The organism is Flavobacterium litorale (assembly GCF_019613795.1).
GTDB classification, from domain to species: domain Bacteria; phylum Bacteroidota; class Bacteroidia; order Flavobacteriales; family Flavobacteriaceae; genus Flavobacterium; species Flavobacterium litorale.
The window spans coordinates 2,482,501-2,507,526 of record NZ_CP080429.1; the positions used below are offsets into that span (position 1 = coordinate 2,482,501).

Genomic DNA, 25,026 nt, shown 5'->3' on the forward strand with positions numbered 1-25,026 from the left:
CGCGGTTTGCACCGGCAGTCTTGTTAGAGTTCCCGACTTTACTCGATGGCAACTAACAACAGGGGTTGCGCTCGTTATAGGACTTAACCTGACACCTCACGGCACGAGCTGACGACAACCATGCAGCACCTTGTAAAGTGTCCGAAGAAAAATCTGTTTCCAAATCTGTCACTCTACATTTAAGCCCTGGTAAGGTTCCTCGCGTATCATCGAATTAAACCACATGCTCCACCGCTTGTGCGGGCCCCCGTCAATTCCTTTGAGTTTCAAACTTGCGTTCGTACTCCCCAGGTGGGATACTTATCACTTTCGCTTAGCCACTCAGTATTGCTACCGAACAGCTAGTATCCATCGTTTACGGCGTGGACTACCAGGGTATCTAATCCTGTTCGCTACCCACGCTTTCGTCCATCAGCGTCAATATATTATTAGTAACCTGCCTTCGCAATTGGTATTCCATGTAATCTCTAAGCATTTCACCGCTACACTACATATTCTAGTTACTTCATAATAATTCAAGTTCTACAGTATCAATGGCAGTTCGACAGTTGAGCTGCCGGATTTCACCACTGACTTATAAAACCGCCTACGGACCCTTTAAACCCAATGATTCCGGATAACGCTTGGATCCTCCGTATTACCGCGGCTGCTGGCACGGAGTTAGCCGATCCTTATTCGTACAGTACCGTCAAACTGGCTCACGAGCCAGGGTTTCTTCCTGTATAAAAGCAGTTTACAATCCATAGGACCGTCATCCTGCACGCGGCATGGCTGGATCAGGCTTGCGCCCATTGTCCAATATTCCTCACTGCTGCCTCCCGTAGGAGTCTGGTCCGTGTCTCAGTACCAGTGTGGGGGATCTCCCTCTCAGGACCCCTACCCATCATTGCCTTGGTATGCCGTTACCATACCAACTAGCTAATGGGACGCATGCTCATCTTGTACTGATGAATCTTTAATATAGTAGTGATGCCACTGCTATATACTATGGGGTATTAATCCAAATTTCTCTGGGCTATCCCCCTGTACAAGGTAGATTGCATACGCGTTACGCACCCGTGCGCCGGTCTCTAAGTTAGCAAGCTAACTTATACCCCTCGACTTGCATGTGTTAGGCCTGCCGCTAGCGTTCATCCTGAGCCAGGATCAAACTCTTCATCGTATATTTTAATGTTTTACGACTTTTTTGCTAGGTTTTTTCGCTTCTAAGCGAGTTCTTACTCTCTCTTTTTTGCTGTCAATTCAATATGTCTATGAACGTGTCTTCTCTTGTTTTTTGCTCTCAACTTCATCGCTGTTGTTGTAAGCGGGTGCAAATGTACGCCTTTTTTTTTCTCTGACAAGGGTTCTGAAAATTTTTTTTGCTTTTTTTTCGGAACGCTTTCGTTACTTGGCTTTGCTGATTTCCTATCTTTATAACAGGGCAGCAAAGGTAATTGCTTTTTTTAGCTTTTCAAAGGGTTTTTTTTCCTTTTTTATTACTAATCCTCGTCTTCAATTTGTGTCTGTACGGCGCTGTATTGCGGGTGCAAATGTAGTACTCTTTTCTAATCTCGCAAAATCTTTTTCACCCTTTTTCTTAACTTTTTTGTAACTTTTTTGTAACTTTCTGGTTAACTAATATTTACACAAAAGAGATGTTGGACTTGCGAGGGTTGAGTAAACTATTCATTCTTTTTTGCTAAAATAATTTCATAAATGTGATATACCAAAATTTAGCACAGTGTGCAGTTAATTAAAGAATACTTTGTAAAATATATTACTACAATAAAATAAAGGAATAAAAAAGCCCCTTAGTATTTAACTAAGGGGCTTGAAAGGGTGAATGAGGGGTCTCGAACCCCCGACCTTCGGAACCACAATCCGACGCTCTAACCAACTGAGCTACAATCACCATTTGTTTTGCGAGTGCAAAGCTACATTATTTAGCGGTTTTTGCAAAGAAAAAATATTATTTTTTACTTTAAATCTGCTAAACTGTTCACTGCCAAATATCTTTCTACTGTAAAACCTTCGGCATACTCACTATTAATTAATCTTCCTAAGTCCTGTGCCCTATAATGTATGCTTTCTTTGAAATTTTTTGTTGCTATAGGTGTAACGGGTTCGTTACTGGATGGATCGTAAAATTGAGATTTATATGCCATGAGCGATGCTACTTTAGTATCCATAAAACCTGTAACATCTACTACAAAATCGGGTGCTAAGTTTTTCCATTGTATATAATGATATACTACATTAGGACGCCATGCTGATTGTTGTACTCCGTTTATTGTAGTTTCTATTTTGCGTAATCCTGAAAGAAAACAGGCGTTTGAAACTAATTTACTCCCTTTACCATGGTCAATATGGCGGTCGTCTGTTGCATTACAGATTACAATATTGGGCTGGTACTTGCGTATCATTTTTATAACTTCGAGCTGATGCGCTTCGTCATTTGTGAAAAACCCGTCACGAAACCGAAGATTTTCTCTTACAGTTACTCCTAATATATTGGCTGCTTCGGCTGCTTCTTCATCGCGTATTTCAGCGGTACCTCGTGTACCCAACTCTCCCCTAGTTAAATCTACAATACCTACTTTTTTACCTAGGGAGACTTCTTTGGCTACTGTTGCACCACAGCTTAATTCTACATCGTCGGGGTGTGCGCCAAAGGCTAGTATATCTAATTTCATATAATTTAAATGTTGTATGGTTTGTTACGACAAAGTGTTATTATAATACTTTGCGCATTGTTATGCTTTTATTTACTGTTTCAAAAAACTCTTTTTCTGGATCACTATCTTTAGTTATACCGCAACCTATATATAGCTGCACTCCACTGCTCGTTAGCTTCATACAGCGTAAATTCACAAATAGGTTTGTTTTATTTTGGGCATCTAACGTAAAATCATGATTAATTTCGCCTAAATATCCTGAATAGTATTCGCGGTTATACATTTCGTTATCTAATAAAAACTGCATTGCTGTTTCCTTAGGTAATCCGCATACGGCTGGTGTTGGGTGTAGCTTATTTATTATGTTCTCCAAAAGGGTAGCTTCTTCTAATTTTGCTTTGATATCTGTTTTTATGTGTATTATATTTCCTGCCCTAAAAGTATGGGGTTTGGTAACATTAATGGTGTTGCTGTATTGTTTTAGTGAACTTACTATATAATTGGTTACTATTTGTTGCTCTTCTTGCTCCTTGCTTTCCCAAACGGCTTTTTCTCCTTCTTTATATAATTGTGTTCCTGCTAAAGCCACTGTTTGTAAAATATCATCTTTTACTTTTAATAACTGCTCGGGCGTAGCTCCCATCCATAAGCCTGTATCGGGTGTATAAAAGCAATACCGAAAAGCATTAGGGTATGCGTGCAACAAACGTTGATAGGTTTCAGCTACATTCGTATCTACGGCAATATGCTCGGTTCGGGAGGTAACCAATTTATTAAATTTCCCTGTTTTAATAACTGCTATACTTTGGGCTACGAGTTGCTCAAAGTTGTGTTTTGCTTGTTGGTTAATACTTGGCTCGGTATAACTCTCATCCTTTTGCACTACATCTTTAGTTATTTTAGTAGTAACTATGGCAGATGCCTTTGCTGGAATAAACGCTTTTTTAGTTCCTGTAAAAGGAGCAAATACAAAACCTTTATCTAAAAAATTTTCCAAATAGTATTGTTTGGATTCTTTTTGGAAGAGTGCTGTTATAGTATCCGATTCTGGCTTGCAATAGACCACGAAGGGTTTTTTGGCATCCAGTTGTAATTGTATTTTCGATAAGATATCAGTATTCGTCATTATATATAAAAGTGCTTATCGTTTTCTGGGCAATACCATGTTGGTTATTTTGCAAAGCGATATTAGTTTGCCTGCTTCGTCGGTAACTTTCACTTCCCATAAGTGTAAACTTCTACCTTGGTGTACTATTCGTGCCGTACCTGTTACAATACCATTACGTTTACTACGCAAATGATTAGCCGAAATTTCGATACCGCGTACTTCTTGCAATTCTGGATTTACAAATAATAACGAGGCAGCACTACCCACACTTTCAGCTAGTGCTACTGTTGCCCCACCATGCAATAGGCCCATAGGCTGGTGTACTCTTGGGTTTACGGGCATTTTGGCTTCCAAAAACCCTTCGCCTGCATCGGTATACACAATTTCTAAAGTTTGCATTAAGGTATTATCAGAATAACGATTGCACATTTCGAGCGCTTTTTCTTTATCAAAAGCCATATTTGAAAATTTGGAATGTAAAAATACAAAAAAAGCAACCACAATAGTATTTTGGCATCTAATACTAAAGCTTATACTTTATGTACTATGGTAAACTAAAAGCAACAAACATGCGTTTACATTACAATGGCTTTTAAAAATTTCAAATTAATAGCTACTTTTACCAAAAATTGTTATTGCTATGCGCAACTGTTTATTATTACTTATTGGCGGATTTGTATTATTGCTTACCTCGTGCCGAAACGACTTTGAGTTTGAGCCTAGCTCGGGAAATTTAGGTTTTTCGCGCGATACGGTTTACTTAGATACTGTTTTTACCAATATAGGCTCTAGTACTTACACACTTAAAGTGTACAACCGCAGCGATAACGATATTAGCATACCAAGTTTGCGTTTGGGCGAAGGAGAACAATCAAAATACCGCCTTATGGTAGACGGAATGCCTGGAAAGGTATTTAATGATGTAGAGCTACTGGCAAAGGATAGTATGTTTATTTTTATTGAAACGACTATAGATTATGACGAGTATATTAATGAAGATACTAACTTTTTATACACCGATAGGATAGAATTTGATAGTGGTGCAAACTTCCAGAAAGTAGAGTTGGTAACGTTAGTACAAGATGCTATTTTTATAAAACCCGATCGCCCGTTACCTACTGATATGAAGGAAACTCTTACCATAAGTGGTGAACCATCGGACATACAGGGGCACGAATTGGCTACCCCAGAGGAATTAAACTGGACGAATGAGAAGCCCTACGTGGTGTACGGTTACGCTTTTGTACCCAATGGTAGTACGCTAACCATAGATGCAGGTGCTCGCGTTCACTTTCATGCCGAATCAGGTTTAATTGTCGACAATACTGGTAAAATGGTTATTAACGGTGAGCAATCGGTTACCGAAGCTATGGAAAATGAGGTAATTTTTGAAGGTGATAGGCTCGAACCACAATTTGCCGAAATTGCAGGACAATGGAATGGTATATTCCTCCTTTCGGGAGAAGATAACGTAGTAAATCATCTAACCTTAAAAAATGCTACCGTAGGTATTTTAATCGATCGACTTTTTGACGATACTGTACCACGATTAACACTCAATAACAGCCAAATATACAACTGTGCCAATTTTGGTATGCTTGCCAGAGGCACAAACTTAACAGCAACTAACGTAGTAATGAATAATGCTGGAGAAGCAGCATTGGTGTGTACACTAGGGGGTACGTACAACTTTACGCACTGTACTTTTGGTAACTACTTTAATAGTTTTAACCAAGTGCCTGTAGCATTAAACGATTACCAAATACAAGAAGATGTATTGTTTATTGGTAATATGGATGCAACGTTTAACAACTGCATTATATATGGTTCGGGTAACTTTGGGCTTTCAATGGAAAGACTAGCAAATGACGAAGTAGCTTTTAACTGCACTTTTAACAATTGTTTGATTAAGCTACGTGATTTTAGCAATCGATTAGAGAACGAACCTTTATACCCTTTTAATGGTAACAACCCCACATTGGCATTGTATAATAATTGTATTATTTCGGAAAGTACAAGCATCAATCCTGAGTTTGTTGCTCCGAATGATAATGACCTAAATCTTACCGAAGAGTCTGATGCTATTGATGTTGCAGCCGATTTGGGTAATAGTATCGACTTAAACGGTAACCCAAGACCAAATCCAAATACTGGAATTCCAGACATAGGGGCTTACGAGTATTATTCAGAATAAAACTTGAAAACTTAGCTAAATTCGCATTATTTTTTTCATAAATTTACAGCAACAAACACTAAACAAGATTATTATGAAAAAAATTTATCTAAGCCTTGCTGTAGTAGCATTGGTATTTGCTTCGTGTAAAAAAGAAGAAAAAATGGATCCCGAGGCAGAAAACGAAACAATGACCGATACGATTGTTGAGGAAGAAGTAATGCCAGAAGAACCTATGGACTCTATTGCCATGCAAGAAGCATGGGGTAAATACATGACACCAAGCGATACGCATAAAATGTTAGCCGAAGAAGTAGGTACTTGGAATAACGAAATGAAGTTTTGGATGGGACCTGGAGCTCCAGCACAAGAAGTATCCTCTACTTGCGAAATAAAAATGATTTTAGGCGGTCGTTACCAAGAAGCCAAATACTCTGGTGAAATGTGGGGGGAGCCGTTTAATGGTAAAAGCACATTAGCTTATGATAATGCCGCTGAGGAGTTTATATCTACTTGGATAGATAATATGGGAACGGGTATGCTAGTCCTTAAAGGCAAGCATGACGAAGGTACTAACACAACAAAAATGACAGGAGAAATGGTTGACCCAATGACGGGGAAAATGATGCCAGTTCGTGAAGTATATACTATTGTTGACGAAAACACCCGTAAAATGGAAATGTTTTACGGTAGTGGCGACAACGAATATAAAAGTATGGAAATTATAATGACACGTGCGTAACACGCTATTAGTATAAAACCAATATAAAATCCAGCCTTTATGGCTGGATTTTCTGTTTTTTTATAAACCTTAATCGTATTAAAAAAACAGACAAACAAACAATTTCCAAATAAGCAAATTAATACCTAATTTTGCGGTTTCAACAACATAACTACATAACTAGATGATTCACTTCTTCGGAAACCAAACCAATACAGTTTTTGCGGTACAAACGCAAAACGAACTTTCGGCAGACGATACCGCAAAATTAAACTGGCTTTTTGGCAACGCACATAAAATAGAAAAATCCGTACTAACGGATTTTTTTGTTGGTCCACGCGCAGCCATGATAACACCTTGGAGTACCAACGCTGTTGAGATTACACAAAACATGTGTATATCGGGTATTATCCGCATAGAAGAATTTATCAAATCAACAGAAAAAATTACGGATTTCGACCCAATGCTATTCCAGAAATACGATGGGTTACATCAGGATATTTTTACTGTAAATACAAAACCCGAAGCAATACAAGAGGTTACCGATATTGCAGCCTACAACCAACAAGAGGGTTTGGCATTAAGTGATGATGAGATAGACTACCTTTGCGAACTTTGCGATAAACTGGGGCGTAATCTTACCGACTCGGAGGTATTCGGCTTCTCACAAGTAAATTCAGAGCATTGCCGTCATAAAATATTCAATGGCACCTTTGTAATCGATGGCGAAGAAAAACCATCTTCATTATTCAAACTCATAAAGAAAACATCTCAGGAAAACCCGAACGATATTGTTTCGGCATATAAAGATAACGTAGCCTTTATTAAAGGACCACGCGTAACGCAATTTGCACCTAAAAGTGCCGATAAGCCTGATTATTACGAAACCAAAGAATTTGATTCTGTTATTTCGCTTAAAGCAGAAACACACAACTTTCCTACTACTGTAGAGCCTTTTAATGGTGCCGCTACAGGTGCAGGTGGCGAAATTAGAGATAGGCTTGCAGGCGGGCAAGGCTCGTTACCCTTAGCAGGTACTGCGGTATACATGACATCGTATTCGCGTTTAGAAGATAACCGTAATTGGGAAAATGGTATGCAGGAACGTAAATGGTTGTACCAAACACCTATGGATATTTTAATAAAGGCATCCAACGGAGCTTCCGATTTTGGAAACAAATTTGGGCAACCTCTTATTTCAGGTTCGGTACTAACTTTTGAACACGAAGAAGCCCCCTCTAACTCCCCCGAAGGAGAAGAAATAAAATATAGAAAGCTAGGCTTCGATAAAGTAATAATGCTGGCAGGTGGTATTGGTTACGGTAAAGAAAACCAAAGCATAAAACAAAAACCAAAAACAGGCGATAAAGTAGTAATACTAGGTGGCGAAAACTACCGTATTGGTATGGGAGGTGCAGCAGTATCCTCTGCCGATACGGGAGAGTTTAGCAGTGGTATAGAGCTTAATGCAGTACAACGTAGTAACCCCGAAATGCAAAAGCGTGTTGCCAATACCGTTCGTGGTATGGTAGAGCGCGAGCAAAACCCAATAATATCAATACACGATCATGGTGCGGGCGGGCATTTAAACTGCCTTAGTGAATTGGTAGAAGAAACAGGTGGTAAAATAGATCTTGATAAATTGCCTGTTGGCGACCCTACACTTTCTGCCAAAGAAATTATTGGAAATGAAAGCCAAGAGCGCATGGGGCTTGTTATAGGCGATAAGGATATTAGTGTTCTAGAACGTGTTGCTATGCGCGAACGTTCGCCCATGTACACTGTAGGTAACGTTACAGGCGACGACCGTTTTACATTTGAATCTGGAACCAAAGGTGATAAACCAATGGATTTTGCATTGGAAGATATGTTTGGTTCATCGCCAAAAACAATAATGAACGACACTGCTGTAGCTGCTAATTATAGCGCCCCAGAGTACAACGAAAATAAAATACACGACTACCTTAACGCTGTGCTTCAGTTGGAAGCCGTAGCCTGTAAGGACTGGCTTACCAATAAAGTAGACCGTTGCGTGGGTGGTAAAGTAGCGAAGCAACAATGTGCAGGACCATTACAATTACCCCTAAACAATATGGGCGTTATGGCGTTGGACTATAATGGTAAAGAAGGTATTGCTACCTCCATAGGGCACTCCCCCATCTCTGCATTAGTAAGCCCAGTAGCAGGTAGCCGTAACTCTATTGGAGAATCATTAAGTAATATTGTATTTGCTCCGTTAAAAGATGGGCTCAAAAGTGTATCGCTTTCTGCCAACTGGATGTGGGCATGTAAAAATAAAGGTGAAGATGCCCGATTGTACGAAGCCGTACAAGGCTGTAGTGATTTTGCCATTGAGCTAGGAATTAATATCCCTACAGGTAAAGATTCGCTTAGTATGAAGCAGAAATACCCTGATGGCGATGTAATTGCTCCGGGTACTGTAATTATATCGGCAGCAGGCAACTGTAACGATATTACTAAAGTAGTAGAGCCTGTGCTAAAACGCAACGGCGGTAGCATTTATTACATTAACCTAAGTAACGATAATTTTAAGCTAGGCGGTTCATCCTTCGCACAAATATTAAATAAAGTGGGTAACGAAGTACCTACCATTACCGACTCAGTTAAATTTAAAACTGCTTTTAATACCATACAAGATTTAATAAAAGAAGGTAAAATTGCCGCAGGACACGATATAGGTAGTGGTGGTTTAATTACTACCCTACTGGAAATGAGTTTTGCCGAAGTTAATTTAGGTGCTGAATATGATTTAAGCGGACTTAATGAAACAGATATTGTAAAAGCGTTATTCTCTGAAAATATAGCACTTGTAATACAAGCTGATGCGGGTATAGAGGCAGAACTTGAAGCAAACGGTATTAACTTTACAAAAATTGGAGCGCCTAAACAAGGTAATACAGTAACTATTAATAACGGTACTACTAAGCTTTCGTTTGATGTAGCCAAAACACGCGATACTTGGTTTAAAACGTCTTACTTACTCGATAAAAAACAAAGTGGTTCGGAAAAAGCTAAAGAGCGTTACAACAATTATAAAGCACAACCACTACGCTACACCTTCCCTACCCAATTTAATGGTAAAAAGGTAGCTATAGATACGACCAAGCCAAAACCTAAGGCAGCTATTATTCGCGAAAAAGGAAGTAACTCCGAACGTGAAATGGCAAACGCTATGTATTTGGCTGGTTTTGATGTTAAAGATGTGCACATGACCGACCTTATTAGTGGTCGGGAAACATTAGAAGATATCCAGTTTATAGGAGCCGTAGGCGGTTTCTCTAACAGCGATGTGTTGGGGTCTGCCAAAGGTTGGGCAGGTGCTTTCCTGTACAATGATACCGCAAATGAAGCTTTAAAGAACTTTTTTGCACGCCCCGATACACTTTCGGTAGGTATTTGTAACGGTTGCCAATTGTTTATCGAGTTAGGGCTTATAAATCCCGACCATGAACAAAAACCAAAAATGCTGCATAACGATAGTAACAAACACGAAAGCAATTTTACATCGGTTACCATACAAAAAAATAACTCGGTAATGCTTAACACGCTTGCAGGTAGTACGCTTGGCGTTTGGATAAGCCATGGCGAGGGTAAATTTAATTTACCTTACGAGGAAAGCAAGTACAACATTGTTGCCAAGTATGCTTATAGCGGATACCCTGCAAACCCTAATGGATCGGATTACGATGTAGCCATGATGAGTTGTAACGAAGGACGCCATTTGGTAATGATGCCACATATAGAACGCTCTATATTCCAATGGAATTGGGCATACTACCCAGAAAGTAGAAAAGATGAGGTTTCACCTTGGCATGAAGCTTTTGTGAATGCTCGTAAATGGATTGAGAAGAGATAATTGGATATTCAAGATATTACCAAAAATGCCTCCATGATGGAGGCATTTTTTATTTATTCTTCTAATTTTAAGCTATCGTCCATCACATCATAAACCGTTCGGCGTTCGGGAGCAATAATTACTCGTAATTGCTCACGGTTTGCCCTGCGCATAGATGTATATAACTCTTCATTTTCCCAATATAATTTCTTAAAAAGTTTAAATGTACCGTAAATTATGTCAATACCCTCATTAACAGAATTAAATTTAGTGCTTTTAATATTGTCTTTTAGCCATTTCTCTAATTGACTTTTATCACTTTGGTCTATATCTATATAGGCTTTACGTTCTACTTCATCCAATAGTCTCAAATTAGTCGAAATAATTCTCAATCCTTTTTTATACTGAATATATGTCTCTGACTTTGTCATTTCCACATAAGCCTCAACAGCTTTTTTAAATTCTGTTTCCGAAAGATCTTTTTTTACTGGAATAAGCAAAGAATCTTTAGTTATTGAATGTTGTGCATTAGAGTCTATAAAAATCAATAATAGTAATATTAATAATCTATACATAAAATTATATATTAACAAACAGCTATACACTGATTGAGTTGTAACGTTATACTTTCATACTGGAAGTTATATGATTGATTTGCATCAAATGTAGCTTGAAAATAAAGACTTACATTCTCAAACGCATACTGATTTGCTATCTCAATAGATTCTGAAAGAATTTCGTCAATTAAATCAAGGGCACTATCACACCAATCTATACAACTATCTACACAGGAGTTCGTAACATCAGGGTATCCTCCTGGGACAGTATCGTTAAATTCAGGTGCTATAATTTGACTTATCTGAATTTTATTGGCTCTCTGCATAAAGTTGTAAAGTTCACTATTGGCATTAACCATTATTTCAAGTTTATGAATCGAAGTATCATATATTGTTTCAAATTGAGCAATACTTTTAAACGAAGTATTGAATATATTATTTCTCATCCAATTCATCCATTCCACTTTAGTTCCAAACGAAACATTATTTGCTGCACCCAATTTATTATTAAAGCTTTTAATCGAGTTTTTATAATCAATGTATTCCTGAGTTCCCATCATATGTATATAAAGCTGCTTGGCTTTATCCACATCAATAGTAGTTAGGCTTTTCAACTGAAATATTGCGCTATTGATAGTAGCATTTTCTGCAGTAGCTATATCATCGTTTTCTGTTGAACAAGAAAAAAAGGATAGCGTTAGTACACACAAAACTGTAGGTAATATAAATTTCTTCATAATGTCTATAATTTTAAAGTTTGGATATCAAATATATTTAAAAAATAATTCAAAAAAACAAATTATAATCGAAATTAACTATTTGATAATATGATAAAAAAATTAAACAAAATAATTTAAAAGATGATTTTACGTTATCAATCTAAATACTACCATGTACACAAAAACAGTTTACACATTATTAATAATTGGATGCTATTTAAGTTTATTAAGTTATAACAATACAGACAAAGAAATTCCTCAAATTAATATTGCGAATACCGATGTTGTTACAAAAACCAAAGAACCAGATGTTACTACAACATACGATACAATTACCAAAACCATACACGTTTTTGTAGCCTTATGCGATAATAAATACCAAGGTATAGTGCCTGTACCTGCTAGTATTGGCAATGGGCAAGACTGTAAAAATAACTTATACTGGGGCTGTGGTTATGGTATTCGTACCTACTTTAAGAAAAGTCCTGACTGGAAGTTAATTAAAATACTACCCAAAGATGGCAATATACTAGAAAGACTAATATTTAAGCATACCAGTAAGCAGAACCAATACTTGGTAGCCGATGCCTATGATGGACAGTACATAAAACAATGTACCAAAGATTTTTTACGTTGTAGTGCTGGGCAACAAAAAAGTACACTAAAGGTAAATAATGTTACTATTGGCATTGGCGGTAATGCACAACTACTAGCCTATATAGGACATAATGGGCTTATGGATTTTAGCATTGGGGAATCGTATAAAAATACCGATGGCAAAAAAAGAGATGTAATTATTTTAGCGTGCTACAGCAAAATGTATTTCGAACCGCATTTAAAAGCGGCTAATGTAAACCCGTTGGTATGGACAAGTCATTTAATGTGCCCAGAAGCCTATACGATACACGACGCTATTACAGGTTACCTTAAAAATGAGAGTAACGAAGCAATACGGTTGAGAGCTGCCAAGGCATATGCCAAGTACCAAAAATGTAGCGAAAAAGCAGCTCGAAACCTGTTAATAACAAATTAGTCAGAATTATACTTATAATTTCAAAAAATACGTTATAAAAGTTATTGTATTATCCAGATAAAGATTCAATTTCGATGATTTTTGTTACTATATTCCATATTTTCTGAAAAAAATAGGTATTTTTTTCATAATTTGCATATTCTAAATCGCACAAAAATTATGGATAATATTACCCGTCTGTTTGATTTTCCTTATTATCAGCTTGAAAAACACAACCTAGAGGAAGCATTAGTTACTAAATACGGAAACGAATGGATAAAAACCTCTACTAAAGAATATATTGATAAAGCAAACGCTTTTTCGAGAGGTCTTTTACGATTAGGCATCAACAAAAATGACAATATTGCGGTTATATCATCTAACAACCGAACGGAATGGAACATTGTAGATATAGGTATATTACAAACAGGGGCACAAAACGTACCTGTATATCCCACAATTACAGAGGAAGATTACGAATACATACTCAACCATTGTGAAGCCGTATATTGTATTGTATCTGACCAAGAGTTATTCGATAAGATATCTAGTATTCGCAGTAAAATACCTAGATTAAAAGAGGTGTATTCGTTTGATGCCATACAGGGATGCAGGAGTTGGAACGAGATACTAGAACTTGGTAAAGATGAAAGTAACCAAAATGAGGTAGAAGCGCGTAAAGAGAGTATAAAAGAAGATGATTTGGCTACTATAATATATACATCGGGTACTACAGGGCGACCAAAAGGCGTAATGCTATCGCATAAAAACATAGTGTCGGACGTATTAATGAGTTCTAAAAGAGTACCATTTGCAGCAGGCGAATACAAAGCGCTAAGCTTTTTACCAATCTGCCACATATACGAACGCATGATTTTATATTTATACCAGTATTACGGAGTATCGATATACTTTGCAGAATCGATAGAAAAGGTAAGTGATAATATTAAAGAGGTTGCTCCTAACGTTATTACAGCAGTACCTCGATTGTTGGAAAAAGTATACGATAAAATTATTACAAAAGGCTCTGAATTGTCAGGTATTAAAAAAATGCTGTTCTTTTGGGCAGTAGATGTAGGATTAAAATATGAGCCTTATGGGGCTAACGGAGCAGCATACGATGCAAAGCTGTGGCTTGCCCGAAAATTAATTTTTAGTAAATGGAAAGCAGGTCTTGGTGGTAAATTGGGGCTAATGGTTTCGGGTAGTGCGGCAATACAACCTCGTTTAGCTAGGGTTTTTGCTGCTGCCGAAATACCAGTAATGGAAGGTTACGGATTAACGGAAACCTCTCCTGTTATATCGGTAAACGATGAGCGTAATGGAGGATTTAGGATTGGTACCGTAGGTAAACCACTTGATGGTGTTGAGGTTAAAATTGCCGAAGATGGCGAAATACTCTGCAAAGGACCCAATGTAATGTTAGGGTACTTTAAAGATGAAGAAAAAACAAAAGAAGTAATTGTAGATGGTTATTTCCATACTGGAGATATTGGAGAAATTGACAGTGATGGTTTCCTTAAAATAACCGACAGGAAAAAGGAAATGTTTAAAACATCGGGAGGTAAATACATAGCACCACAACTTATTGAGAATGCCATGAAACAATCGCGTTTTATAGAGCAAATAATGGTTATTGGCGATGGCGAAAAAATGCCTGCCGCCCTTATACAGCCCGAATTTGAATTTTTAAGGCACTGGGCAGAGCGTAAAGGTATTAAACACAATGTTAGTAACGAGGAGCTAATTAAAGATGAACACGTTATTAGCCGTATACAGGAAGAATTAGATACAATAAATAAAAAATTTGGAAATTGGGAACAAATAAAGCGATTTGAGCTTACTCCCGAATTATGGTCGGTAGATGGTGGAGAAATGACACCAACATTAAAATTAAAACGTAAAGCAATAAAGCAAAAATATATAAAACTGTATGACAAGATATACCGCACTTAATGCATAAATAAAAAGACGAATAGTCGCTACAGTTCTATCATATTAAAAAATACACACACATCTAAAAAAAATTGAAAAATATGATACAATGGTTATCCCGTTTATTACAACCAAGGGATAAAGTCGCTATTGCAGAATGGCGAACGAAATACTCTATTTACAGAGATATTAAAGTTAATGTAGATGATACTGGCAAGTTACCTGAAGAATATACATTACCTGACGATGTAAAGATTGCTATAAACGAAAGAAAGAAGAAAAAAGCATCAATATATGATGTCGTATTTGAGTTTGGACAAGAAGAGTCCATTCTTGAGGACGTACGCGAACTTGCAAAAAAGTTAGAACATATATCGATTACTGGCGATAAAAAAACTGCTGCCGAGTTTTATGGTATGGTAACACAATATAAAGATGTTATCAACCTCATCGATCCGTTTTTGGAAGAAATATCAAACTACTCCTTAGTAATAGAGCCACATCTGTTTGCCTTTGCAAATGATATGGCATTAAATACAGGACACAAAAATTGTGTAAAGTTTGGAATAGCTATTTTGGGGCTATGCCAAAACCAAGTAACTATAGAGAAGTTAAAAACAATAGGTTTACACGAAGAATTTACATTGTATGTAGTTATCGCATTACTCAACCTACGTGAAAATCCAGAGAAAGATTTACTCGAGCTCGGGCAACAAGTAACAGGTTGGGGCAAAATACAATTAGTTGATAGGTTAGCACGGATAGGTAAAACCAAAGCATTAAAACAGTGGCTGCTAACGGACGGATATAAAAACGATATCCACAACCAACATTTAGCATGCACTTGCGCTGTATATGGTGAGTTAAGCACTAAAATGGCTACACAAAGTATTGATGCCGAGCTTTATATAGCAGCTTCAGAAATATTTGACGTCCTCCTATCCCCTGGTCCTTGCTGCGAAAACATATCGTGCTACGAAGATGCTCCAAAGGCATTATCAGCATTTATAAAACACTCCTACCAACATGCCAATCATATAAAAGACTTTATTTTATTGCACAAAATAAAAGAGTACTTGTGGGATATATTATTAGATACCAAGAGAGATAACCTATGGACGGATCGTAAAATTACAGATGCACTACTAACCATATCCAAAATAACCGATTGCGATACTTGGAAAGTAATTGTTACCAACATACTTGTAAACCCATACGATAAAAATTATCCCGAAGCACGCGAAGCTGCTGCATTAATGGGCCTAACTGCTATATAAAAACTACACTATAATAACAATATTGGCGCTAATTATATTTTATTATAATTTAGCGCCAATATTATTTAATCCAACCATACAATGAAATTAAAATTATCGTTAGTGCTTTTAGCACTAACATCAATACTAGTGTTACAAGGATGCGGCTCTAATACCGAAACGTTTGCAAACAATGCTATAGATAAGGATTTAAGAGCAACAATACACGCTAAAAACGATAGTCTGTTATCGGCACTATCCAATAGCGACATGAAAACGTTTAAAAAATTGGGTTCTCCCGATTTTTTAAAACACCTACAAGGTAGGATAGAAAATGCAGTTTGGGCGTTTAGAAAAGGAATACTAAAAACAGATTATAAAATATACCACGAATATTACAACAAGCATAATAAAGCCTACGATAATGCTAAAATAGAATCGGAAAACGGGCAATATTCATTACAGTATACGCATAAAAATAAGGAAACTTATGTATCATTACTAACAACATCGTATGCAGACATTACCGATTATCTTGTAACTATTATATACGAGAAAATAGATGGAGCATGGAAATTAGACTACATACATCTTGATGCTTTTGGACAATATGGTAAAAATGCACAGGATTATTACAAACTAGCTCAGCAAAAACACAAAGCTGGTTTTATACTCGATGCATTTTTTTATTGCACCGTTGCAGAAAGTTGTTTAAATCCTGCCGAAAATAAACTTACTTATAATGAGGAAGAACGTATTACCTTTTATCAAAAAAGATGGCAAGAAGAAGTTGATAAAGAGTATAAATTTCCGCAACCACTTCACAACATAAATAGTGTACCCAACGTAGCAAGTATATCCCCTATTAACAATCCAGAAGGTATGTTTGCTGTATTTACTTACGAAACAAAAGTACCTGTTGCCGATACTGAAACGTTAAAGATGGAATTTGAAGAAGTAAAACGAGAAATAAAAAGAATATATACAGGACTGGACTTTGATAAAAAATACATTTATTATAGAGCATTCAACCCTGGTAGGTATGATAATTACTACGAATTTAAAGAAGTAAAAAAGTAAAAACAAACACTATAAACTCCCTATTAGTAGGGAGTTTTTTTATATATAAACATTTCACGATTATTGGTTATATTTACATGTAATGCAAATAGGTAAAAGTACCAGCATTTATTATTTTAAGATTAAACCACATAAATTACTAACAATACAGCAGCTAAGCAACCAATAATTTAAAGTAACATTTATTATTTTATTAACATTAAAATTATTTAATTTAATATGCATGCATATTAAATTTTTGTATATTTGAAAATAATTCTGCTATGAAAGACCAAACAATAGACTATATACTAAGGGCAACTTGGCAAGCTGTAGCCAGAATGTATAATGAAGAAGCATCTAAATACGGCGCAACAATGTCTATCGGGTTTGCCCTATTATCTATCGATAAAGAAAACGGCATCCCCTCTACCGCATTAGGACCACAAATGGGCATGGAGCCAACAAGTTTAACACGTACATTAAAATCGATGGAAGAAAAAGGGTTAATAGTACGCAAAAAAAACCCTGTAGATGGCAGAGGTGTTATTATACACTTAACTAAGTTAGGACTTGAAAAAAGAGAGTTATCTAAAACTACGGTGCTAAAATTTAACGACATCGTTAAAGACCATCTATCGCAGGAAAAGTTAGATCACTTTGCCGAAGTTGCCGAAGTTATAAATGGATTAATTGCCGAAAAGCAAATTTATCATACTGAAAATGAAGCAGAGGAAAGTGCTAAAAATTAATACAATCATTATTACGACCAATATAAAAATTTATATAAAAAATGAAACGCACTATTAAAAAGGCAGCCGTTATCGGTTCGGGTATTATGGGCTCAGGCATAGCCTGCCATTTTGCCAATATAGGTGTAGAAGTTCTTTTGTTGGACATTGCCCCTAAAGAACTTACAGAGGCAGAAGAAAAAAAGGGACTTACCCTACAGGATAAAGTGGTTAAAAACCGAATTGTTAACCACCACCTTACTACATCATTAAAATCCAAGCCCTCCCCTATTTACCATCAAAAATTTGCGTCACGCATTACAACAGGAAATCTGGACGATGATTTAGCTAAAATAGCCGATGTAGATTGGATTATTGAGGTAGTAGTAGAACGACTTGATATTAAGAAAAAAGTATTTGAACAAATTGAAGAATACCGCAAGCCTGGTACGCTTATAACATCAAATACATCAGGTATTCCAATCCAGTTTATGAGTGAAGGGCGAAGTGACGATTTCCAACAGCACTTTTGCGGAACACACTTTTTTAACCCACCACGTTACTTAAAACTTTTCGAAATTATACCAGGTCCTAAAACCTCGCAAGAAGTTTTGGACTTTTTAAATGGTTACGGCGAAAAATTCTTAGGTAAAACATCGGTAGTAGCTAAAGATACCCCTGCTTTTATAGGTAACCGTATAGGTATATACGGTATTATGAGCCTATTCCATCAAGTAAAAGAGATGGGGCTTACTGTAGAAGAAGTAGATAAACTAACAGGTCCAGTAATTGGTCGCCCAAAATCGGCAACCTTCCGTACGGTAGATGTAGTAGGGTTAGACACTTTAGTACACGTTGCTAACGGTATTTACGACAATTGTCCTGACGATGAGGCACACGAACTGTTTAAAGTCCCCGATTTTGTAAATACAATGATGGAAAAAAAATGGTTGGGTAGTAAAACAGGACAAGGTTTTTACAAAAAAGAAGGCAAAGAAATTACATCGTTAGACCTTGATAGCCTAGAATATCGACCAAAACAAAAAGCATCGTTTGCAACTTTAGAGCTTACTAAAAGTATAGACCGACCTATTGACCGATTTAAAGTATTGGTAAAAGGCAGCGATAAAGCAGGCGAATTCTACCGTAAAAACTTTACAGGAATGTTTGCTTATGTAGCAAACCGTATTCCTGAAATTGCCTACGACCTATATAAGATAGATGATGCAATGAAAGCTGGTTTCGGTTGGGAAAACGGTCCATTTGAAATTTGGGATGCTATAGGAGTACAAAAAGGTATCGAACTAATGAAAGCAGAAGGGCTTACTCCTGCTGCTTGGGTAAACGATATGCTAGCATCGGGTAGTACTAGTTTTTATACCGTTAAAGAAGGAAATACCTATTACTACGATGTAGCATCTAAATCCTATAAAAAAGTACCTGGGCAAGATGCATTTATTATACTAAACAACATTCGCGAAAGCAAAAAAGTATGGAGCAATAGCGAAGCCATTATACAAGATTTAGGCGATGGAATTTTAAACTTAGAATTCCAAAGCAAAATGAATACTATTGGTGGCGGGGTGCTACAAGGCATCAATAAAGCAATAGACCTTGCTGAGAAAGAGTATGATGGACTCGTTATAGGCAACCAAGCAGCGAATTTCTCTGTAGGTGCAAATATCGGTATGATATTTATGATGGCTGTAGAGCAGGAATACGACGAGCTGAATATGGCTATAAAAATGTTTCAGGACACCATGATGCGGGTACGCTATTCCTCTGCTCCAGTAGTAGTAGCACCACACGGTATGACGTTAGGTGGTGGATGTGAAATGAGCATGCACGCCGACAAAGTGGTAGCTGCCGCCGAAACCTATATTGGTTTAGTAGAGTTTGGTGTAGGTGTTATCCCTGGTGGTGGAGGCTCTAAAGAAATGGCACTACGTGCTGCCGATACCTTCCGTAAAAACGATGTGGAGCTTAATGTACTACAAGAATATTTCTTAGCTGTGGCTATGGCAAAAGTATCAACCTCAGCCTACGAAGCTTTTGATACTGGCATATTACAAAAAGGGAAAGACGTTATTGTAGTAAATAAAGACAGGCAGTTGGCAGAAGCTAAAAAGCACGCCAAACTACTTGCCGAAGCAGGTTATACACAACCCGTAAAACGTAACGATGTAAAAGTACTCGGTAAACAAGCCTTAGGTATGTTTTTAGTAGGTACTGATAGTATGGAAGCAGGTAACTACATAAGCGAACACGACAAGAAAATAGCCAATAAACTAGCTTACGTTATGGCGGGTGGCGATTTGAGTGAAGCCACATTAGTAAGTGAACAATACTTATTAGACTTAGAACGCGAAGCATTCCTATCGTTATGTACTGAACGTAAAACGTTAGAAAGAATACAACATATGCTAACCAAAGGGAAGCCACTACGTAATTAGTATTGAGATTTAAGATAATAGAATTGAGATAGTATGCATAAGGTAAATGAGTTAAAAATATGGCAAAAATCAATCGAACTTGTAAAACAAGTTTATAAGGTAGTTGCTGATTTACCAAATGATGAAAAATTTGGTTTAACATCTCAAATAAAAAGAGCTGCCGTTTCAATACCATCCAATATAGCCGAAGGTGCTGGAAGAAACTCAAAAAAGGAATTTAAATATTTTTTGAGTATTGCGAATGGTTCAAGTTACGAATTACATACACAATTAATCATTACTCATGAACTTGGTTTAATTGAAGAACAAAAAATTGAAGAAACACTAAACTTAATTACTGAAATACAAAAAATGAATTATTCATTTCAAAAAAGCATTGGGGAAGTCTAAATTCTCAATACTAAAATCTAAAAGCTAGCGCATGAAAACAGCATATATAGTAAAAGCATACAGAACAGCAGTAGGTAAAGCACCTAAAGGCGTGTTCCGATTTAAACGACCTGATGAACTGGCAGCAGAAACGATTGAACACATCATGAAAGAACTGCCTGATTTTGATAAAACCCGTATAGACGATGTTATTGTTGGTAATGCAATGCCAGAGGCTGAGCAAGGCTTAAACTTTGCACGCCTTATATCGTTAATGGGGCTTAAAGTAGAAGATGTACCTGGTGTAACAGTAAACAGATATTGTGCATCAGGATTGGAAACCATTGCTATGGCGACAGCTAAAATACAAAGCGGAATGGCGGACTGTATTATAGCAGGAGGTGCCGAGAGCATGAGCTATATACCTATGGGTGGTTACAAACCCGTACCCGATTATAAAGCAGCCAAAGCAGGTAATGAAGATTATTATTGGGGCATGGGACTAACTGCCGAAGCAGTAGCAAAAAAATACAACGTAAGCCGTGAAGACCAAGATAAATTTGCCTACGAATCGCACCAAAAGGCATTAAAAGCGCAAGCCGAAGGCAAATTCGATAACCAGATAGTACCTATAACCGTAGAACAGGTATATATAGATGAAAACGGTAAAAAAGCAACCAAAAGCTATACTGTAACCAAGGACGAAGGACCTCGTGCTGACACTTCCGTAGAGGCATTGGCAAAATTACGCCCTGTTTTTGCTGCTGATGGTAGTGTTACGGCAGGTACATCTTCTCAAATGAGCGACGGTGCAGCTTTTGCAATGGTAATGAGTGAGGACATGGTTAAAGAATTAAATCTTGAACCTATTGCAAGATTAGTAAGCTATGCAGCAGCAGGTGTTGAACCGAGAATAATGGGTATAGGGCCTGTAAAAGCTATACCAAAAGCATTACAACAAGCCAATTTAAAATTAAACGACATAGAACTTATAGAACTTAATGAAGCCTTTGCGTCGCAGTCGTTAGCCGTAGTTAGAGAACTTGGTATTAATACCGATATTCTTAATGTAAACGGAGGTGCCATTGCACTAGGGCATCCATTAGGATGTACAGGCGCAAAACTATCGGTGCAATTATTCGACGAGATGAAACGCCGTGGTAATAAATATGGTATGGTAACTATGTGTGTGGGTACAGGACAAGGTGCAGCAGGAATTTATGAAATATTGTAACTATAAAAAGATATAAAGATAATAGATTCTTATGAGCGAGTTTAAAAGACACAACTTTAAAAAAATGAAAATTTGGCAATGTGGTATGGAACTAGCAAAATCGATTTTAGATATTACAGCTACTTTTCCAACGCATGAAAAGTTTGGTTTAAAAACTCAAATGAACAGATGCTCAGTTTCAATACCTTCAAATATAGCAGAAGGATCTAGTAGAACTAATAAATCTTTCAGGCATTTTATAGATATTTCGTTGGGATCATCCTTTGAACTACAAACGCAATTACTATTAGCCTACCACAATAAATATATTACAGAAGTAACAACAAGAGAAATCGAAAATAAAATAGAAGAATTCCAACGGATGACCATGAGTTTTCAGAACACTTTAGGCAGTAATTAAAGTCTATCATCTTTTATCTATTATCAAAAAATCTAATTTATGAACACAGAAGAGCAAAAAATAGCAAGAGGAGGACAATTCCTTGTAACAGAAACTAAATGTGAAGATATATTCACGCCCGAAGATTTCTCAGAAGAGCAAATCATGATGCGCGACTCTGTTCAAGAGTTTATTGACCGTGAGATATGGCCAAACAAAGAACGTTTTGAGAAAAAAGATTATGCTTTTACTGAGGAAACGATGCGAAAAGCGGGAGAACTTGGCTTTTTAGGGGTAGCGGTACCAGAAGAGTACAACGGTATGGGCATGGGCTTTGTTTCTACTATGTTGGTATGCGATTATATATCGGGTGCTACAGGCTCATTCTCTACTGCCTTTGGGGCGCACACGGGTATTGGTACTATGCCAATAACACTGTATGGCACCGAAGAGCAGAAACAAAAATACGTACCCAAACTAGCCACAGGCGAATGGTTTGGCGCCTACTGCCTTACTGAACCTGGAGCGGGTAGCGATGCTAACTCGGGTAAAACAAAGGCAGTACTATCTGAAGATGGGACGCATTACAAAATTACAGGACAGAAAATGTGGATCTCTAATGCAGGCTTTTGTAATGTATTTATTGTATTTGCCCGTATAGAAGATGATAAATATATTACAGGTTTTATTGTAGAAAACGACCCTGACAATGGAATCTCTATGGGGGAAGAGGAACATAAACTCGGTATTAGAGCCTCCTCTACACGGCAAGTGTTTTTTAACGAAACAAAAGTTCCTGTAGAAAATATGCTATCAGAACGTGGCAACGGCTTTAAGATAGCTATGAATGCACTTAATGTAGGGCGTATAAAACTTGCTGCTGCTTGTTTGGATGCACAACGCAGAACGATAGAAAACTCTGTAAAATATGCTAACGAGCGCGTTCAGTTTAAAACCCCTATAGCCAACTTTGGTGCTATTCGTGCTAAACTTGCCGAAATGGCAACAAGCTGCTATGCAGGCGAAAGCGCAAGTTACAGGGCTGCTAAGAACATTGAAGATCGTATTAATGCACGTATAGCAAAAGGCGAAAGCCATCAAGATGCTGAGCTTAAAGGTGTAGAAGAGTTCGCCATAGAATGCTCTATCCTTAAGGTAGCGGTATCCGAAGATATACAAAACTGTTCGGATGAAGGTATCCAGATATTTGGTGGTATGGGCTTCTCTGAAGATACACCTATGGAAAGTGCTTGGCGCGATGCACGTATTGCACGTATATACGAGGGTACTAATGAAATTAACCGTATGCTATGCGTAGGTATGCTAATTAAAAAAGCGATGAAAGGTCATGTAGATCTTTTAGGTCCTGCCACAAAAGTAGGCGAAGAATTAATGGGAATTCCATCGTTTGACGTACCTGATTATTCGGAGCTGTTTGCCGAAGAAAAAGAAATGATTGTAAAACTGAAAAAAGCTTTCCTGATGGTAGCGGGCAGTGCCGTACAAAAATATGGCCCTGATTTAGAGGAACACCAGCAATTATTAATGGCTGCTGCCGATATATTAATCGAAATATACATGGCAGAATCTACAATACTCCGTACAGAAAAACTAGCAAAGAATAAAGGAGAAGAAAATGTAAAAGAGCAAATTGCCATGGCAAAACTTTACTTATACAAAGCTGTTGATATTGTAAATGATAAAGGTAAAGAAGGTATTGCATCGTTTGCAGAAGGCGATGAGCAACGCATGATGCTAATGGGGCTTAAACGTTTTACCAAATATACTAACCTACCTAACGTAATAGCATTGCGCGAAACTATCGCCGCTAAAATAGTAACCGAAAACGACTATCCTTTTTAAGGTATAGTTTATGTTAAATTAAAAAATCCGCTGGACAATCGTCCAGCGGATTTTTTAATTTATGGTTTTAACTGTTATTACCCTTTACGCTTAATTAGTCCAAGCACTATCATAACAATAGCTATTATTAACAATAAGTGAATTAAAGCACTAGCAATATGATAGACAAAGCTCCCAACTATCCAGCCTACTATAAGGAGTAGCGCAATTACAAATAACAGTTTTTTCATGATTTAAAATTTTGGTTACTCTTTATCTTCAAGTTTTTCCTGAATATTTTTGGCTTTCTCAAGGTGCATTTTAATATCAGACAACGCATCCGATGCCCACATTTTAATATCCTGATTTTTAGCATCTTCTGATGCTTCTTCCATCTCATCAATAATATCTTCGTGTTTGCTTACCATCATATCAATATACTCTTTATCCAACTCCAAACCTGCTTTTTCTCTCAACTTTTCTATGGCATCTTTAGTAGCTGCACCTGTTGCAGTAGGCAATGTTACGTGTAGTCTACCTGCAAGTTCTTCAATTTTTTTAGTTGCATCACCATGCTTTTCTGCCATCATCTTAGCAAAATCTTTAACGTCCTGATGCGTAGCTTTTTCCTGAACCACCTTACCGAGTTCTACCTGCATCATATTGGCTTCGGCAGCATCTACCAGATACTCCGAATCTTCCTCCATAACCTCATTATCATCAAATTTCTCTTCGTTCTGTTCCTCTGCAACCTCTGCTGGATCATTTTTTTCGTCTTTACACGATACCACACCTAATGATAACATTACTGTAGCTGCACCAAGTAACATTTTACTAAATACGTTAGTTTTTTTCATAATTGAATAATTTTGTGTTTTAAATTGTTTAAGCGAAAATAGTGTACTTATGGATTAGTGTCTGTTAGCGTATTCATAATTCTTGTTATGGAAATATTAAATCCTAAT

Annotated in this window: 20 protein-coding genes, 1 tRNA gene and 1 rRNA gene (1 of these 22 only partly in view); 13 read left to right on the forward strand and 9 right to left on the reverse strand. The window is 37.2% G+C overall.

Annotated elements, in window-relative coordinates; translation table 11 throughout:
• The 5 genes from K1I41_RS11290 to K1I41_RS11310 all read right to left on the reverse strand — a co-directional run.
• A 16S ribosomal RNA gene (locus K1I41_RS11290) occupies positions 1-1,162 on the reverse strand; it reaches 358 nt to the left of the window's first position.
• 657 nt (positions 1,163-1,819) lie between these two features.
• Positions 1,820-1,895 (reverse strand) — tRNA-His (locus K1I41_RS11295).
• A 63-nt stretch (positions 1,896-1,958) separates the two neighbouring features.
• Positions 1,959-2,675: a bacillithiol biosynthesis deacetylase BshB1 gene (gene bshB1, locus K1I41_RS11300; RefSeq protein ID WP_220640443.1), complete on the reverse strand. Its 717-nt coding sequence runs from the start codon at positions 2,673-2,675 to the stop codon at positions 1,959-1,961.
• A 40-nt stretch (positions 2,676-2,715) separates the two neighbouring features.
• Positions 2,716-3,783 carry an isochorismate synthase gene (locus K1I41_RS11305; RefSeq protein ID WP_220640444.1) on the reverse strand — a complete coding sequence of 356 codons (1,068 nt, stop codon included), beginning with the start codon at positions 3,781-3,783 and terminating at the stop codon, positions 2,716-2,718.
• A 15-nt stretch (positions 3,784-3,798) separates the two neighbouring features.
• Positions 3,799-4,224, reverse strand: a complete 426-nt coding sequence (locus K1I41_RS11310) for a hotdog fold thioesterase (RefSeq protein WP_220640445.1) — start codon at positions 4,222-4,224, stop codon at positions 3,799-3,801.
• 181 nt (positions 4,225-4,405) lie between these two features.
• Between K1I41_RS11310 and K1I41_RS11315 the strand changes: the two genes are divergently transcribed.
• The 3 genes from K1I41_RS11315 to purL all read left to right on the forward strand — a co-directional run bounded on the left by K1I41_RS11315 (position 4,406) and on the right by purL (position 10,536).
• On the forward strand, positions 4,406-5,959 hold the full coding sequence (locus K1I41_RS11315) for a choice-of-anchor Q domain-containing protein (protein WP_220640446.1): 1,554 nt from the start codon (positions 4,406-4,408) through the stop codon (positions 5,957-5,959).
• A gap of 73 nt (positions 5,960-6,032) precedes the next feature.
• Positions 6,033-6,680: a DUF1579 domain-containing protein gene (locus K1I41_RS11320; protein ID WP_220640447.1), complete on the forward strand. Its 648-nt coding sequence runs from the start codon at positions 6,033-6,035 to the stop codon at positions 6,678-6,680.
• Between the two features lie 163 nt (positions 6,681-6,843).
• Entirely contained in the window at positions 6,844-10,536 is a 3,693-nt protein-coding gene (purL, locus tag K1I41_RS11325) for a phosphoribosylformylglycinamidine synthase (protein ID WP_220640448.1), read from the forward strand.
• A 53-nt stretch (positions 10,537-10,589) separates the two neighbouring features.
• Here purL and K1I41_RS11330 read toward each other — a convergent pair whose 3' ends face one another.
• Both K1I41_RS11330 and K1I41_RS11335 read right to left on the reverse strand, forming a co-directional pair.
• The gene (locus tag K1I41_RS11330) at positions 10,590-11,090 is read right to left on the reverse strand and encodes a hypothetical protein (protein WP_220640449.1); all 501 of its coding nucleotides are present in this window, start codon (positions 11,088-11,090) and stop codon (positions 10,590-10,592) included.
• Between the two features lie 11 nt (positions 11,091-11,101).
• Positions 11,102-11,809, reverse strand: a complete 708-nt coding sequence (locus K1I41_RS11335) for a hypothetical protein (protein ID WP_220640450.1) — start codon at positions 11,807-11,809, stop codon at positions 11,102-11,104.
• Positions 11,810-11,963: 154 nt separating this feature from the next.
• Here K1I41_RS11335 and K1I41_RS11340 point away from each other — a divergent pair, with 154 nt between their 5' ends.
• The 10 genes from K1I41_RS11340 (at position 11,964) to K1I41_RS11385 (ending at position 24,082) form a co-directional block, all read left to right on the forward strand.
• Entirely contained in the window at positions 11,964-12,824 is an 861-nt protein-coding gene (locus K1I41_RS11340; RefSeq protein WP_255566928.1) for a hypothetical protein, read from the forward strand.
• A 159-nt stretch (positions 12,825-12,983) separates the two neighbouring features.
• Positions 12,984-14,759 carry an AMP-dependent synthetase/ligase gene (locus K1I41_RS11345; protein WP_220640451.1) on the forward strand — a complete coding sequence of 592 codons (1,776 nt, stop codon included), beginning with the start codon at positions 12,984-12,986 and terminating at the stop codon, positions 14,757-14,759.
• Between the two features lie 80 nt (positions 14,760-14,839).
• The gene (locus K1I41_RS11350) at positions 14,840-16,015 is read left to right on the forward strand and encodes a hypothetical protein (RefSeq protein WP_220640452.1); all 1,176 of its coding nucleotides are present in this window, start codon (positions 14,840-14,842) and stop codon (positions 16,013-16,015) included.
• Between the two features lie 81 nt (positions 16,016-16,096).
• Positions 16,097-17,074 (forward strand): hypothetical protein, encoded by a 978-nt coding sequence (locus tag K1I41_RS11355; protein WP_220640453.1) that lies wholly within the window; start codon positions 16,097-16,099, stop codon positions 17,072-17,074.
• Positions 17,075-17,337: 263 nt separating this feature from the next.
• A complete protein-coding gene (locus tag K1I41_RS11360; protein ID WP_220640454.1) occupies positions 17,338-17,805 on the forward strand; it encodes a MarR family winged helix-turn-helix transcriptional regulator in 468 nt (155 codons plus the stop codon).
• Positions 17,806-17,846: 41 nt separating this feature from the next.
• Positions 17,847-20,237 carry a 3-hydroxyacyl-CoA dehydrogenase/enoyl-CoA hydratase family protein gene (locus K1I41_RS11365; RefSeq protein ID WP_220640455.1) on the forward strand — a complete coding sequence of 797 codons (2,391 nt, stop codon included), beginning with the start codon at positions 17,847-17,849 and terminating at the stop codon, positions 20,235-20,237.
• 33 nt (positions 20,238-20,270) lie between these two features.
• Positions 20,271-20,627, forward strand: a complete 357-nt coding sequence (locus K1I41_RS11370; protein ID WP_220640456.1) for a four helix bundle protein — start codon at positions 20,271-20,273, stop codon at positions 20,625-20,627.
• A 31-nt stretch (positions 20,628-20,658) separates the two neighbouring features.
• On the forward strand, positions 20,659-21,840 hold the full coding sequence (locus K1I41_RS11375; RefSeq protein WP_220640457.1) for an acetyl-CoA C-acyltransferase: 1,182 nt from the start codon (positions 20,659-20,661) through the stop codon (positions 21,838-21,840).
• A 64-nt stretch (positions 21,841-21,904) separates the two neighbouring features.
• Complete coding sequence (locus tag K1I41_RS11380) at positions 21,905-22,240, forward strand: four helix bundle protein (RefSeq protein WP_255566929.1); 336 nt, start codon at positions 21,905-21,907, stop codon at positions 22,238-22,240.
• 39 nt (positions 22,241-22,279) lie between these two features.
• The gene (locus K1I41_RS11385) at positions 22,280-24,082 is read left to right on the forward strand and encodes an acyl-CoA dehydrogenase FadE (RefSeq protein WP_220640459.1); all 1,803 of its coding nucleotides are present in this window, start codon (positions 22,280-22,282) and stop codon (positions 24,080-24,082) included.
• A gap of 77 nt (positions 24,083-24,159) precedes the next feature.
• Here K1I41_RS11385 and K1I41_RS11390 read toward each other — a convergent pair whose 3' ends face one another.
• The gene (locus K1I41_RS11390) at positions 24,160-24,312 is read right to left on the reverse strand and encodes a lmo0937 family membrane protein (protein ID WP_220640460.1); all 153 of its coding nucleotides are present in this window, start codon (positions 24,310-24,312) and stop codon (positions 24,160-24,162) included.
• Between the two features lie 15 nt (positions 24,313-24,327).
• Positions 24,328-24,918 carry a DUF4142 domain-containing protein gene (locus K1I41_RS11395; protein ID WP_220640461.1) on the reverse strand — a complete coding sequence of 197 codons (591 nt, stop codon included), beginning with the start codon at positions 24,916-24,918 and terminating at the stop codon, positions 24,328-24,330.
• Between the last annotated feature and the right edge of the window lie 108 nt (positions 24,919-25,026).

Coding starts and splice junctions, on each gene's coding strand:
- K1I41_RS11390 (WP_220640460.1), bottom strand. CDS start 24,312: ATGAAAAAACTGTTATTTGTAATTGCGCTACTCCTTATAGTAGGCTGG.
- K1I41_RS11315 (WP_220640446.1), top strand. CDS start 4,406: ATGCGCAACTGTTTATTATTACTTATTGGCGGATTTGTATTATTGCTT.
- bshB1 (WP_220640443.1), bottom strand. CDS start 2,675: ATGAAATTAGATATACTAGCCTTTGGCGCACACCCCGACGATGTAGAA.
- K1I41_RS11365 (WP_220640455.1), top strand. CDS start 17,847: ATGAAACGCACTATTAAAAAGGCAGCCGTTATCGGTTCGGGTATTATG.
- K1I41_RS11360 (WP_220640454.1), top strand. CDS start 17,338: ATGAAAGACCAAACAATAGACTATATACTAAGGGCAACTTGGCAAGCT.
- K1I41_RS11330 (WP_220640449.1), bottom strand. CDS start 11,090: ATGTATAGATTATTAATATTACTATTATTGATTTTTATAGACTCTAAT.
- K1I41_RS11305 (WP_220640444.1), bottom strand. CDS start 3,783: ATGACGAATACTGATATCTTATCGAAAATACAATTACAACTGGATGCC.
- K1I41_RS11335 (WP_220640450.1), bottom strand. CDS start 11,809: ATGAAGAAATTTATATTACCTACAGTTTTGTGTGTACTAACGCTATCC.
- K1I41_RS11340 (WP_255566928.1), top strand. CDS start 11,964: ATGTACACAAAAACAGTTTACACATTATTAATAATTGGATGCTATTTA.
- K1I41_RS11395 (WP_220640461.1), bottom strand. CDS start 24,918: ATGAAAAAAACTAACGTATTTAGTAAAATGTTACTTGGTGCAGCTACA.
- K1I41_RS11310 (WP_220640445.1), bottom strand. CDS start 4,224: ATGGCTTTTGATAAAGAAAAAGCGCTCGAAATGTGCAATCGTTATTCT.
- K1I41_RS11385 (WP_220640459.1), top strand. CDS start 22,280: ATGAACACAGAAGAGCAAAAAATAGCAAGAGGAGGACAATTCCTTGTA.
- K1I41_RS11320 (WP_220640447.1), top strand. CDS start 6,033: ATGAAAAAAATTTATCTAAGCCTTGCTGTAGTAGCATTGGTATTTGCT.
- K1I41_RS11380 (WP_255566929.1), top strand. CDS start 21,905: ATGAAAATTTGGCAATGTGGTATGGAACTAGCAAAATCGATTTTAGAT.
- K1I41_RS11355 (WP_220640453.1), top strand. CDS start 16,097: ATGAAATTAAAATTATCGTTAGTGCTTTTAGCACTAACATCAATACTA.
- K1I41_RS11375 (WP_220640457.1), top strand. CDS start 20,659: ATGAAAACAGCATATATAGTAAAAGCATACAGAACAGCAGTAGGTAAA.
- purL (WP_220640448.1), top strand. CDS start 6,844: ATGATTCACTTCTTCGGAAACCAAACCAATACAGTTTTTGCGGTACAA.
- K1I41_RS11345 (WP_220640451.1), top strand. CDS start 12,984: ATGGATAATATTACCCGTCTGTTTGATTTTCCTTATTATCAGCTTGAA.
- K1I41_RS11370 (WP_220640456.1), top strand. CDS start 20,271: ATGCATAAGGTAAATGAGTTAAAAATATGGCAAAAATCAATCGAACTT.
- K1I41_RS11350 (WP_220640452.1), top strand. CDS start 14,840: ATGATACAATGGTTATCCCGTTTATTACAACCAAGGGATAAAGTCGCT.